Raw genomic sequence first — 13,106 nt, 5'->3', positions numbered from 1 at the left:
CCTGATGGTGCTTGTTCAGAAATCGCCCGAGGTCTTCCTCGCCAAGGGGCCAATATCGGCGGTCGGCGCGCGCGAGCTCGACATGCTGAAAGCCTCGGTCAAGGCCAGCCCCAAACGCCGCGCCCGCATCAACGCGCATCCCGACGGCGAGGACGCGCTGCACGAGATGATCATCGCGATCGACCCGAGCTCCTACATCCGCCCGCACAAGCATCCCGGCAAGAGCGAGGCCTTCCACATCATCGAGGGCGAGGTCGATATCGTCGTGTTCGACGATGAGGGCGAGATTAGCCGCGTCGTCGCGCTGGGGGAACCGGGCAGCGGGCGTTCGTTCTATTACCGGATGTCGAAGCCGTTCTTTCACACCCTGATCATTCGCAGCGACATGTTGATCGTGCACGAAATCACCAACGGTCCGTTCCGGCCGCAAGGGACCGTGTTCGCCGATTTCGCGCCCGAGGACAGCGAGCCCGACAAGGCGGCGGCCTACCAGGCCGAGCTGGTCCGCCGCGTTGCCGCGCTTCAGGACAAGGCCGCATGAGCACGCAGCACGCCGTCGTGGTCGGCGGCACCCGCGGATTGGGACGGATCGTCGTCGAGCGCTTCCTGTCCCGCGGCTGCGCCGTCAGCGTCATCTCGCGACACAAGCCGGCCGAATTTCCGGAAAGTCCGCGGCTGCGTCATTTTGCGGCCGACCTGGAGAAACCCGCAAGCTTGGACGGGCTGTGGACGCAAATCTCCGATGACCTTGGGCCGATCAGCTATCTGGTGCTGAGCCAGCGCTTTCGCGGGCAAGGCGATCCCTGGGTCGGGGAGATCCAGGTTGGCCTCACCGCATCGCGCGACCTGATCGAAGGTTTTGCAGCGCATTTTACCGACAGTGGCGATCGCGCCATCGGCGTCGTGAGTTCGGTCTATGCCGACTATGTCGGCAGCTCCCAGCCTGTCGGCTACCACGCGGTGAAGGGCGGCCTCAACGCCATGGTCCGCCATTATGCCGCGACGCTGGGGCGCCAGGGCATCCGGGTCAACGCCATCATGCCGTTGACCTACTTAAAGCCGGAGTCGCGCGCGTTCTACGAATCCAACGCCAAGCTGATGGAGCTCTATCACCGCCTGGTGCCGCTCGGCCGTCTCGGCACCGCCGAGGAATGCGCCAACGCAATCGATTTCCTCTGCAGCGAGCGCGCCTCCTTCATCAATGGACAATCCTTGTTCCTGGATGGCGGGGTTTCGGTCGTTTGGCAGGAGGAGGTCGCGAAAGCCTTCTCCGGGCTATGAATCGCTATGCATCCCGCCCCTAATTTCCTATAGAGCCCTTTCATTCGTCCGCAGGGATCGCCGAGACATGCAAAAGCACGTGACGCACAAGACCGCTTGCCGCCTATGCGGATCCACCTCGCTGGAGCATGTGCTGCCGATCAAAGCCTCGCCGATCGGCGATGCCTTCGTCACCGCCGAGCGCAAGAGCGAGCCGCAGGACCTCTACCCGCTCGACTGCTATCTCTGCCTTTCGTGCGGACATCTGCAGAATCTCGACGTCGTGGATCCCGACGTGCTGTTCCGGGACTACACCTATCGCACCTCCGTCTCGCTAGGCCTCGTCGAGCATTTCAAGCGCTACGCCCACTCGGTGGTCGAAGGGCTTTCGATCCCGAAGGGAAATCTGGTCGTGGAGATGGGCAGCAATGACGGCTCGCTCCTGAAGGCCTTCAAGAACGAGGGCATGCGCGTGCAGGGCATCGATCCGGCGCGCAACATCGCCGCGGCCGCGACGCAAGACGGCGTGCCGACCATCCCGGATTTTTTCACCAGCCGGCTCGCGGAGAAGATCAGGGACGAGCAAGGCAGCGCCGCGCTGTTCTGTGCCAACAACGTGTTCGCCCACATCGACAACATGGCCGATGTCGTGAAGGGCATTCGCCTGTTGCTGGTAGATGACGGCGCGTTCGTCTTCGAGGTCTCCTATATCGTCGACATGATCGACAACATGGTGTTCGACACGATCTATCACGAGCATGTCTCCCATCACGCGCTGATCCCGCTCGAGACCTTCCTGAACAAGCACGACATGAGCCTGTTCCATGTCGAGCGGACCGGGACCAAGGGAGGGTCGATCCGAGCCTTTGCCCAGCCCAAATCGACGGGCAAGCGGCCGCGCTCGGAGGCCTATCTCAAGCTGGTAGCCGAGGAGCAGCGCCGCGGCATCACCAAGCCGAAGATCTATCGCGACTGGTTCGACGCGATCGAGAGCCGGAAGCGCACGGTCCTCGCCTATCTCGACAAAGCCCGCGCGGAGGGCAAGGTCGTCGCCGCCTATGGCGCTTCGACGACGACCACCACCCTGCTCTACCATTTTGAGCTGGAAGGCAGGGTCAAGTTCATCGTCGACGACAATCCGCTCAAGCAGGGCACGTTCAGCCCGGGCGCGCATATCCCGGTGCTGCCCTCGGCGGTGCTTGCGACCGAAAAGCCGCACGTAGTCGTCATCCTGGCCTGGATCTATGCCGATCCGATTTTGAAGCGGAACGAGGCCTATGTCGCGGCCGGCGGCCAATTCCTGGTGCCGCTGCCGGAGCCGCGGATTGCGGACAAAGCCGACTCGAAGCTCCTCTAGGCAAAGCCCCTCTCGGCCGCTTCCGCTTCGAGAGCCCGGAGAAACACGGAAGCGAGGGTTTGGGGCCTTCCGAGCCCAATGGCGGCGGCGCGATGTCGCCCCCGGAACTGGTTGACAGGGGCCTGCTAAAATGGTGTCCAGCAGGCACCGAAAAGCGGCGTGGAACGCCGCTCGGAGCCTTTCGGTAACCAATGCCGGATGATCCCGCCTCCACGAGATTGCGCATGACGACCCTGGCCAACGACCACGACGAGCGCTTCGTGATCGCGGAGAAGCGCCGCTTCAGCTGGGCCCGCTGCCGCACCGATATTGCGCCCTTCGTGACGCGCCACGTAACTTGGCGGGCGCTGGCCGCGGGTGACATCCGATCGAAATACCGGCGGACCTTTCTCGGCCCCTGGTGGATCACGGCGACCAACGGCCTCACCGCCGTGATTATGGGTCTGGTCGCCGGACGGTTCCTTGGCGCCGATACCAAGACCTACCTGCCGAATTTCATGGTGAGCATCACCATCTGGAATTTCATCGCCTCCTCGCTCGGCGAGTCCTGCTCCACGATGATCAACGCCGGCGGCATGATCAAAGCGGTGGACATGCCGATCCTGATCCATGTGATGCGGATGGTTCAGCGCAATCTGATCATCTTCCTGCACAATATGGCGATCGTGCCGATCATCTGGCTGATCCTTCCCTGGCACATCGGTTTCAATATCCTGCTCTGCCTGCCGGGCCTCGCGATCGTCTATGTCTTCGTGGTCAGCGCGTCGGTCATCACCTCCATGATCTGCGTGCGCTATCGCGACGTGCCGCCCGTCGTGGCGGCAGTGCTTCAGCTCTTGTTTTTCATCTCGCCGATCATATGGCTGCCGTCGCACATAAGGGGCGGCGAGATTATCGTTAAGCTCAATCCCATCGCTTATCTGCTGTCCATCACGCGCGATCCGCTGATGGGGAATCCGACCGGTCTGATGAGTTGGTTTGGCGCGTTCGGCGTCGTCGCCCTTTTGACGGCGGCGATGATCTACATCTACACGCGCTACCGCTCGCGCGTGGTCTATTGGGCCTGATGGTGGTGGCTAGCAGCACGGAAACATCATGCCTCTGATTGAAGCCCGCAATATCGGTATCGAATTCCCGGTCGCGCCACCGAACGCGCAGTCGTTCCGCCACCTGGCCTTGCGCACGGCCTCGCGCGTCGGCGGCAAGGTGCTCAAGAACGAAGGTTCGTTCCGCTTCGTCCAGGCGCTCGATGATATCAGCTTCACCTTGCGCCGCGGCGACCGGCTCGGCCTGATCGGCCACAACGGCGCCGGCAAGACAACGCTTATCCGCGTTCTCGCCGGCATCTATGAGCCGACCCGCGGATCGCTGCGCACGGTGGGGCGCAACGTGCCGATGTTCGACATCGGGCTCGGCATGGACGAAGAGGCTTCCGGTTATGAGAATATCAGGATCCGCGGCCTGATTCTCGGACTGACGCCCGAGGAGATCGAGGCGCGCGTGCCGGAAATCGCCGAGTTCGCCGAGCTCGGCGATTATCTCGAATTGCCGATCCGGACCTATTCGTCCGGCATGCTGCTCCGCCTGGTCTTTTCCATCGCCGCCTCCATTCACGGTGACATCATCCTGATGGACGAATGGATCGCCGTCGGCGACGCGCAGTTCCGCAAGAAAACCCACGACCGCCTACTCGACATCACCAATCAATCGGGCATCGTGGTGCTTGCCTCGCACGACCACGGTCTTCTGAGGGACATGTGCAATCTCGGCCTCCACCTGGACGGAGGCCGCGTGCGGGCCTTCGGTCCGCTCGAGAACGTGCTGAAAGAACTCCCGGCGACCTGAGGCCTCGCAGACAGGTTTGAGGTGGCGACGACGCGTTGTTGGAGTCCAATGGACCAGCTGACTACATCCACTGCCCGGCCCCGCGTGACGCTTGTCGTCCCCAACTACAATCACGCGCGCTATTTGCCCGAGTCGCTCGGCAGCATCGCCGCGCAAACGCGCGCGCCTGATCGCGTGCTCATCATCGATGATGCCTCGTGCGATGACAGCATTGCCGTCATCTCCCGCTTCATCGCCGAGCACCCGGGGTGGGAGTTGATCCGCCACAACAAGAATAGGGGCGTGGTGGCCGGCCAGAACGAGGCCATTGGCCTCGTCGATACCGACTGGATCGGCTTTCTGGGCGCTGACGATGCGCTGCATCCGCATTATCTCGAACGTAGCCTGGCGCCGGCCGAAAATTGTCCCGAGGCCGGCCTGATCTGCGCTTGCACCGAGATCATCGGCACGCGAGAGACGCGCGCGCTCCGGCCGATCATGCTGCCCGAAAGCCACTCCGCGTTCTTGAGGCCTGACGATGTGCGCAAGGCGCTGCGCGTCGGCGACAATTACTTTTCCGGCACGGTCTCGCTCTACCGGCGCAGCGCGCTCGTCGCACTTGGCAACTTTGACGAAAAGCTTGGCTCGTTTGCCGACGCGTTTCTCGCGCGCCAGGTGGCACTGACTTACGGCGTATTCTTTGTCGCGGAAATCCTCGGCTACTGGCGCATCCACGGCCAAAATTACTCCATGACCACAGCGACCGACCCCAAGGTGCTCTCGGAGCGGCTGAGTCGGATTCGCGCCTTGATCGCGGCAAGCACACTGTTTCCGCAAGGATATGACGACGCATTCGAGCGCCGCACCCGCTTCGGTGCTGCACGGATCGTCATCTCTGCCGAGACGGAGCCCTCCGCCAAGACCGAGCGCGCTGCGGCCCTGCTCGGCTTTGGTGCGCTCGAGCAGAGGTGGCTCGGTCTCTTGCTCCCGCTTGGCTTTCTCGGGATATTGGCCGCTCTTGCCTGGGCTGCGTTGCGGACCCGGCCGATGTCGTTCACGCGGCTCTTGAGCCAATGGCCCCGACGGCGGGCAATCGTCGCGGCACGTGCCGCCTATCGTCCTGCATGAGCCCGCTGTCATCAGTCGCGCAGCTGCGGCATCGCCTCAATCGCGCCAATATCGCGCCGCCCGCGTCGACTGCGGCCCGCCAGCGCTCGGCTTCGGCGCCGGCGGCGCCGCCGAAGCAGCTGACGGGCCTGGCATTCCGGTTGTATGGCGCCCTCGCCGCGCGCCGGCGCATGCTGCTGCCGTTCACCTCGAAGGCCAGCACCCTTGTCGATCGCTGGTTCATCAACGGCACGGCCGGTGCCGCCCTGTTGCGCTTTGCGGATCGGAAGCTTGCCAGGGGCTCGTTCATCGCCCCGCTCGCAACCAAGGTAATCCTGCTTGGCCTAGCGGCGACCGCGCAAATCCACATCGCAGCGAGCCGGAAGCCGGCAGCACTGCGCGCGGTTCGTCTGCTCAACCTGATCTTCCGCATTAACGTGCGCAGCCGCAAGGGCCTCACACCATCCGTCTATTTCGGTACGCTGGCGCTCTGCGAGGCCTATGACCGGATCGTTCGCGAGGTGCCCCGCGCAGAGGCGATCGACAGTTTTGCGCTGAACTTCGCGGTTGGCGTGGCCCATATGTACCGCGCGAGCTACCCAGCCGCACAGCACTTCCTCAACGCCGCAGCAAAGGGCGGCGACAGCAGTGCGCTGCGCAAGCTCGGCTGCGTCCATGCGCTGATGAAGGATTACGCCAATGCGGCGGAATGTTTTCGCGCGTCCGTCGAGCGCAACCCGCGCTCGGTGATGAGCCATCAGAACTACGCAGCCGGCTACGATCCCGCAACCTACACGCCGAGCGCGTGGGAGTTTGCAAATGCGGGCGAGCTCCTGATCTACGACAATCTCATTCAGCTCGGCGAGAATTTCTACCACCAGGGACAATATGCGGATACGTTCTGCTGTTATCAGGCTGCGCTCGACCATCAGGACGCGCTGGTGCAGAGATGGTCTATGCCGCAGCACTTGATCGCACGGATCGCAGCAACCAGCTCCCATTTCAACGCAGACCTTCCCGTCAGGCTGCTCGGCTATGAGTGGGTCACCCTGATCGGGCACATCGGCTTCATCGACTGCCATTTGCGCATGGCCGAGCTCGGCCTGTTGTCCCGCGCGAATTATGTGCTGCTCGCGCCGCCACGGAAGGTCGTCAATCGCGCCTTCCTGTCACTGATCGCGCCTCACGTTTGCCTCATTGAAGACCCGGCGCTCGTTGACGAGCTGTTGCCCTACCAGCGCCTTGTCGGCGATCAGTTCATTGCGATACGCGGCCGGCAACCGTTCGCCGCAACGGGCTTGGCCGAACCCTGGGCCCACGCCGCGGCGCGGGCGCAAATCGCCTGGGCAGAGGCTAAGCGTGGCCCGATCGTCGCCATACCTGAGGATTTGCGGGAGCGTGGCCGTGCCCGGTTGCGCGAAGCCGGCGTCACCGTCGATTGGTTCGTTGCGCTGCACATTCGCGAGGGCGGCTACCACGGCGATGGGCCGGGTACGACGCGCCAACATCGCTCCGCCAACGTGAGCGACTATCTCGATGCCATCGCCGAGATCACCTCGCGCGGCGGCGCGGTTGTGCGGCTCGGCGATAAATCGATGACACCGCTCAGGGAATCGCCCGGCGTTTTCGACTATGCTCACAGTGACATCAAGTCTGCTGACATGGACCTTTTCCTGTGCGCGGGGGCCCGCTTGTTCATCGGCACGACGTCGGGATTGACGAGCGCCGTGCAGGCGCTTGCAACGCCTATGTTGCTCGTCAATTGCATTTCGAACGATTGCCAGTTTTGGAATGACAAGACCGACTTCACCTTGCGGCTGGTCTACGACCGACGGACCAAGCGCTATCTCTCGTTGCGCGAGACCTACCGGCAGCCGATGCAAGCGCTTTTGATCGACACCGCCCTGCTGACCCGTCGAGGGCTCGAAATCCACGCCAACCGGCCGCAGGACATCACGGCGGCTGTTGCGTACAAATTGGATTGCATGGACGGCAAATCCAAGCCACTGCGGGACGGCGGCGAGTTGCTCGGACGATACCGAAGAACGCTGGCGGACAACCCCTACAATTTCGGTGCTGCGCTTCCCGTGCCCGCGTTCCTTGAGAGCCACCCGGAATTGCTTGAGAGGTAATCCGCATCGCAGGTTTGCCGGGTGGAACTTTCAGGCGACATCCGCTCGGCTATGGCCCGCTTGCCCTGACAAGGCGACATCGCACCATTCCAACCTTCAAACCGGTCACGCCAAGCTACTCCCCATGTCTGAGCTGTCGACCGCGGCTTCCCAGCGATCGCTGCCGGATAATCCCTGACGGCCCGTGAGACTACGGGTTGCGAAGCAAGGACTTGTCCGCAAAGATACGACCTTTGATTGTTCGCAAGCAGAGGCTGCCGCGGACGGGCACGGTACCAGCGCGAGGCGCCCACATAGTCATTATTTGTTTCAGTTTAGGAATTGCAAATTAGGCACCTGGAAAGGGCAAGCTATGATATTTCTTGATTCGGCCCTTCAAGGTGCTGTGGGGCGCCTTCTACCATTAGCTGTTTCAACAGCGCATGTGTCAGGTGTGGAACCGGCCTTGAAGCACGTCGCCAAGATACCGAGCCATGAAGTTTAAGAACCCGGGCGACCCGTACGACCCTTTTGACGACTCCGGTGGGGCCGATTCCTCACCCTTTTTCAATTTCTTTTCCTTGGTACGCGGCTCTGGCGGCCATCAGCCACAGGTTTCGCCCACTCCGACACTTCCAGCGGAATCACACGAGGCTCAGGCCGCCCAGAATGGACCCGGCGGACCTGGATCCGTCGTTCCGGTGACGGCCGCCACCGGCAGCGGCTTCACGATCAATCTCGAGTTCGATGCGGCCGCGATGGCCGCGCCTGCGAGCTTCCGCGCTGGTATCGAAGAGGCCGCGTCGATTTTGGCGGCGACGATCACCGATCCGATCACGGTGAACCTCAACATCGATTACAGCGGAACCGGCGGCGGCGCCGCTGCTGGACCAGACAATGGACAATTCGTTCCCTATTCAACGGTCGTGGCCGACCTGATTAGCCATGCCGCGCCCGGCGACACGACCTTCAATTCGTTGCCGTCGGGATCGACGATCCAGGGTCAATCGCAGGTCGCAGTCTGGAACGCCCAATTGAAGGCGTGGGGGTTGCTCGGCCCCAACGACACGACGACAGATGACGGCAGCGCTACCTTTGCGACCGACATCAATCCGAACCTGCTGGTCGGCGTTGCGCTGCACGAGTTGACCCATGCCATGGGCCGCGTGCCCTACAGCGGCGCGCAACCTGACATTTTCGAGTTCTATCGCTTTACGAGCGCAGGCGTGCGCCTGTTCTCGGGCAATATCCCGGCATCGGCTTCCTATTTCTCGCTGGACGGCGGCAATACGAAGCTGGCCGATTTCGGCATCTATTCGGACCCCAGCGATTTCCTCAATCCCGGCCCCGACCAGCTTGGACCGCCCTACAGCAACCTGACCCCGAACGACCCGTTCAACGAGATCTATACAGGCAGCACGCTTCAGCAGTTGACGGCCGTCGACCTGCAGATGCTCGATGCCTTGGGATTTAACGTAACCGCGACCCCGTCCACGTTGATACAGACCGATGGCACGACCAGCCTCGTTCAAGTGGGGAATTCGTACTATCTCGACAATGCAAGCACCCTGACCGGCCCCGAGCTGAAATATGGCGGCGCGCCAGTAACGGTCGGCGAGTTTGGCAGCATCGTCCCGATCGGCGCAATCCAGACCTCGACCGGCTACGACGTCGCCTGGAAGATACCAGGCACGAACCAGTTTACATTCTGGACCACTGACGCCAACGGAAACTACACGGGAAACGTTACAGGCCTGGTGGTCGGCACCAGCTTTGCTGTGGAGTCAGAGGAGACAATCTTCGGCCAAGACCTCAACGGCGATGGGACCATTGGTGTCACGTCGGCACTGATCCAGGCCGCCGGATCGACCGACTTTCTGCAGATTGCCAATAATTACTACATCTACATCAACGGGTCTGGGCCCGAACTGAAATATGGCGGCGCGCCGGTGACGGCCGGCGAATTCGGCAACATCACACCGATTGGCGCGATCCAGACTGCTTCCGGCTATGAGATCGTCTGGGAAATACCGGGTGCCGACGAGTTCACATTTTGGTCGGTCGACAAGAACGGCAATTTCACTGCAAACCTTACGGGCCTCGTACCCGGCACAGACTTTGCCGTGGAATCAGTGGAGTCCCTTTTCGGCAAGGACCTGAATGGCGATGGCACAATTGGCGTCACCGCAGCCCTGATCCAAGCTAACGGCTCGACCGACCTGCTGCAGATCGCCGACAACTACTACATCTACACCAACGGGTCTGGGCCGGAACTGACATATGGCGGGGCGCCGGTGACAATCGGCGAGTTCGGCAACATAGTCCCTGTTGGTGCGATCCAGACTGCTACTGGCTACGAAATCGCGTGGAAAATCCCGGGCGCCGACGAGTACACGTTCTGGTCGACGGACAGCAACGGCAACTACACCGCCAACCTGAGCGGGCTCGTGCCGCTGAGCGATCCCGTCGCCCAGCAGTTCGAGGCGCTCTCCCACCAGAATCTGGCAGCCGCCGCGCCCGCAGCGCAGATGCCGGCAGCCGCCGCAGCTGAAACGCAGCTACCGATACCTTCTGCCACAGTATCAGCGCAAGCGATCTTCGATGGAACCACCCTGAACCTTGAGCAGCCCTCCACGTTCTCTGGACAGATCGTCGGGTTCACTGGCGACGGCACGCTTGCAGGATCCGACAAGATCGATCTGCACGGATTCAATTTCAAGGCTCTTCAGTCGACCTTCGACAGCACCTCCGATACCTTGTCGATAACCGACGGCCCGACAACCGTCGCGCTTCATTTCCTTGGCCAGTATTCGCAAAACAGCTTCCATTTTGCCGACGACGGTTCTGGCGGTACGCTGGTCGTCGCCGCTGCGGCGCCCGGCCAAAGCTCAAGTCAGGTTTTCAATTCGACGGCGCATGATACATTCGTGTTCGCACCAAACTTCGGCCAGCTCAGCGTCACCAATTTTGCACCTGCCACCGACACGCTGGAATTCAGCAAAAGCGTATTTGCCAATATGGCTGCACTCCTGGCGTCAATCCATGACGATGCGTCCGGCAACGCCGTGATCACCGATGCTGCACACGACACGATCACGCTGCAGCACGTCACGACCGCACAGCTTTTGGCGCACCAGAGCGACTTTCATTTCGTTTAGAAAGGCCTGGTTACGGTAGGATCACTCGAAGAAGGGTGATTGGATCAAAAAGAAGATGGTCCGCGCTACTATGGCCGCCGCTGACGGATACTCAAGACCGGCAATCCAGATCTTTCTGATGTGAGGCACACTTTCGCTGCTGTGCTGAGGGTCGGAGGCTTAGCCAAAAGCAGCGCTCGTCACGCCCGGACAACTACGGAGTTAGCCTGCTCACTGATAGGAATGGTACGGCTGTTGCAGGCAGCTATCCATGTAGACCGAAGGGCGTGATTGCACGTACGAGCCGTCCTTCCCATAGAAGACCGAGTAAGTAAACCGCCTTGCTTCATCGGAACTTCCGCTTCTGACGCAGGCCATCCATGGCGGCGTCGAACTTGGGGGCGCTCTATAGACGTCAGTCACTTCGATGGGCGGACCGAAGTGAGAATCTCTGACGCCAGCTGCAAGGCCTGCCGTCAGCTGAGTTGGATTAGGCGGCTGCCCTGCATCGAGAAAGGGCGCCGGGTCCGAAACGGGAGAGCAGGCTCCCGTGGCCAAGCAAACCAGCAAGACTGCAAAAGCGCGCATGCAAATGACAGTACACCTGGGTCCAAATCGGGCCAGTCCCAAATCAAAAGGGGCCTCACTTATGCTGGGAATGCAAGAGGGATCAGCACCGGAACTACCGCCCTCCGACGGCAGCCGAACATTGGGCGCAATCTGCACGCGCCTCCGAAATTCGACAGCCAATTGCGAGCCGACTAGCACATCAGTCGATCAGTAACCAAGCAGTTTTGTCGGACAAAATCGCTGAAAATCCTACTATTTTTCGCTCGCTTTCATGCAGGCGCGCTACAAGGCCATGAAAGCTTCGCGCATCCTGGAGCCCTTCGCCGACTGCCTGGCCACCGCGGATTGCCGTTGATGTTCTACACGGATTGAAGATGTTGCTTCTGAGCTACACCGCCGCGACCTGCGCCATGTGTGCGGCTGCGCTTTATCTTTTCTTGCGGTTGCGGCCTCTGGTCACCACCGCGAGCATGCTGTTGATTTCGCTATTGCTCGTCTACGGGCCGGCGGTGCTGAGCTTTACGCTGTCGTCCGGTGAGCACGCCTTTCTGCTGCGCCTCTTGGGCATGCATGTCATGCCGCGTTTCGCGTTGCCGCCGATCAGGGAAAAGGTGCCTGACATCGATGCGGTCATCGTCGCCGTGAATTTCGCGGTGGCCGTTATGTATTTGGGCATCATGGCCGGCATTGAGCTGGTTAACAGGCTGGTCCCTGCGCGAGCGGCCGCCGCCGAGGCGGCCGTGCGCGGCTGGGATGCCCAACCGCTCCATGATGAGCTTCATGATCATCGCCTGCTGCTCGCGGCGATTGTCGTGCTGTTCCTCTTCATGATCACCATCTCGATTTCGGAGCATCACGTCCGCACCATCCAGGATTTCTTCGCCATCAAGGCCGATGATGCCGCGCGAAACCTGTTCCGGGCAAAATTCGGCGGCAGTCCCAACTATGCTTATCGCGTAGTGCTTGGAGCCGTTGCCCCGATGTTCGTCATTTGGGGACTATTGGCCGGTTGGGTGAAGCGGTCCTGGCCTTTGTTGCTTGCGACGACGCTATTACTACTAGTCACGATGCTTGGAAAGATGGAGAACCTTGCTAGGGCGCCTGAGGCATTTTTCCTTATTCAGCTTTTGTTGGCGGCGCTGCTGATGCTCACCAATCGACTGTCGGGGAGAACCCTGCTTCTTGGGGCAGCTGTCGTTGCTGTCGTCATCTATGCGACTACCCGTCTCGTCATCTCGGAAGACCAATCGATCCTGGAAGTCGCCTATGCGCGCGTTTTCGAGGTCGAGAATGAGACGCTGCTGCAAAACTTCGCCGTCTTTCCACACCTTCATCCCTTCATGTGGGGAACCAATATCCGGCCGATCGCCATCCTGATGGGAGTGCCTTATGTCCCGAGCTTCAGCCTGGTGGCGATGACCTGGACCGGTGATCCCAACGTCACGGCACCCACGCTCTTCATCGCGGATGCCTGGGCCGACTTCGCCTATGCCGGTGTCTTCGTCTACAGCATCGTGGCCGGCCTGATCTGCCGCGCGATCGACCTCAGTTTCCTGGCAAAGGGCAAATCGGTCGCCGCCATCGCCGTTCTGGGCGCGACCTTCTGGGGCGTGCTCACGCTGATCACCACCGCCCTGAATATCGCTTTATTTTCCGGCGGGCTGCTGCTAGCCCCCGTTCTGGCTGCTATGTTGCTGGCCGCAACCCGTTTTGTCTCGCGTACTGCCAAAGCTTCGTGAA

The 13,106-nt window shown here is 61.2% G+C and carries 9 protein-coding genes; all 9 read left to right on the top strand.

The features are described from left to right. Nucleotides 1-4 precede the first annotated feature (4 nt). The 9 genes from VKR55_RS13765 to VKR55_RS13725 all read left to right on the top strand — a co-directional run bounded on the left by VKR55_RS13765 (nt 5) and on the right by VKR55_RS13725 (nt 13,105). Nucleotides 5-541: a WbuC family cupin fold metalloprotein gene (locus VKR55_RS13765; protein WP_324404098.1), complete on the top strand. Its 537-nt coding sequence runs from the start codon at nt 5-7 to the stop codon at nt 539-541. Next, nucleotides 538-1,281, top strand: a complete 744-nt coding sequence (locus VKR55_RS13760) for an SDR family NAD(P)-dependent oxidoreductase (RefSeq protein WP_324404096.1) — start codon at nt 538-540, stop codon at nt 1,279-1,281. The genes VKR55_RS13765 and VKR55_RS13760 overlap by 4 nt, the downstream gene beginning before the upstream one ends. Nucleotides 1,282-1,348: 67 nt before the next feature. Further along, complete coding sequence (locus tag VKR55_RS13755; RefSeq protein WP_324404094.1) at nt 1,349-2,617, top strand: class I SAM-dependent methyltransferase; 1,269 nt, start codon at nt 1,349-1,351, stop codon at nt 2,615-2,617. A gap of 224 nt (nt 2,618-2,841) precedes the next feature. After that, a complete protein-coding gene (locus VKR55_RS13750; RefSeq protein WP_324404092.1) occupies nt 2,842-3,684 on the top strand; it encodes an ABC transporter permease in 843 nt (280 codons plus the stop codon). 28 nt (nt 3,685-3,712) lie between these two features. Further along, entirely contained in the window at nt 3,713-4,462 is a 750-nt protein-coding gene (locus VKR55_RS13745) for an ABC transporter ATP-binding protein (RefSeq protein ID WP_324404090.1), read from the top strand. Nucleotides 4,463-4,510: 48 nt separating this feature from the next. Continuing rightward, nucleotides 4,511-5,569, top strand: coding sequence for a glycosyltransferase family 2 protein (locus VKR55_RS13740; protein ID WP_324404087.1), 1,059 nt, complete (start codon nt 4,511-4,513; stop codon nt 5,567-5,569). Then, nucleotides 5,566-7,680: a TIGR04372 family glycosyltransferase gene (locus VKR55_RS13735; protein WP_324404085.1), complete on the top strand. Its 2,115-nt coding sequence runs from the start codon at nt 5,566-5,568 to the stop codon at nt 7,678-7,680. The genes VKR55_RS13740 and VKR55_RS13735 overlap by 4 nt, the downstream gene beginning before the upstream one ends. A gap of 473 nt (nt 7,681-8,153) precedes the next feature. Further along, the gene (locus VKR55_RS13730; protein WP_324404083.1) at nt 8,154-10,817 is read left to right on the top strand and encodes an NF038122 family metalloprotease; all 2,664 of its coding nucleotides are present in this window, start codon (nt 8,154-8,156) and stop codon (nt 10,815-10,817) included. Nucleotides 10,818-11,740: 923 nt separating this feature from the next. Next, a complete protein-coding gene (locus tag VKR55_RS13725; RefSeq protein ID WP_324404081.1) occupies nt 11,741-13,105 on the top strand; it encodes a hypothetical protein in 1,365 nt (454 codons plus the stop codon). Nucleotide 13,106 lies beyond the last annotated feature (1 nt).

The organism is Bradyrhizobium sp., assembly GCF_035309285.1.
Lineage (GTDB): Bacteria > Pseudomonadota > Alphaproteobacteria > Rhizobiales > Xanthobacteraceae > Bradyrhizobium.
This window is presented reverse-complemented; position numbering and strand designations above follow the sequence as displayed.

Bases quoted from the DNA above. Each gene is read 5' to 3' on its own strand.
- VKR55_RS13730 (WP_324404083.1), top strand. From the start codon at position 8,154: ATGAAGTTTAAGAACCCGGGCGACCCGTACGACCCTTTTGACGACTCC.
- VKR55_RS13755 (WP_324404094.1), top strand. From the start codon at position 1,349: ATGCAAAAGCACGTGACGCACAAGACCGCTTGCCGCCTATGCGGATCC.
- VKR55_RS13735 (WP_324404085.1), top strand. From the start codon at position 5,566: ATGAGCCCGCTGTCATCAGTCGCGCAGCTGCGGCATCGCCTCAATCGC.
- VKR55_RS13760 (WP_324404096.1), top strand. From the start codon at position 538: ATGAGCACGCAGCACGCCGTCGTGGTCGGCGGCACCCGCGGATTGGGA.
- VKR55_RS13740 (WP_324404087.1), top strand. From the start codon at position 4,511: ATGGACCAGCTGACTACATCCACTGCCCGGCCCCGCGTGACGCTTGTC.
- VKR55_RS13750 (WP_324404092.1), top strand. From the start codon at position 2,842: ATGACGACCCTGGCCAACGACCACGACGAGCGCTTCGTGATCGCGGAG.
- VKR55_RS13725 (WP_324404081.1), top strand. From the start codon at position 11,741: ATGTTGCTTCTGAGCTACACCGCCGCGACCTGCGCCATGTGTGCGGCT.
- VKR55_RS13745 (WP_324404090.1), top strand. From the start codon at position 3,713: ATGCCTCTGATTGAAGCCCGCAATATCGGTATCGAATTCCCGGTCGCG.
- VKR55_RS13765 (WP_324404098.1), top strand. From the start codon at position 5: ATGGTGCTTGTTCAGAAATCGCCCGAGGTCTTCCTCGCCAAGGGGCCA.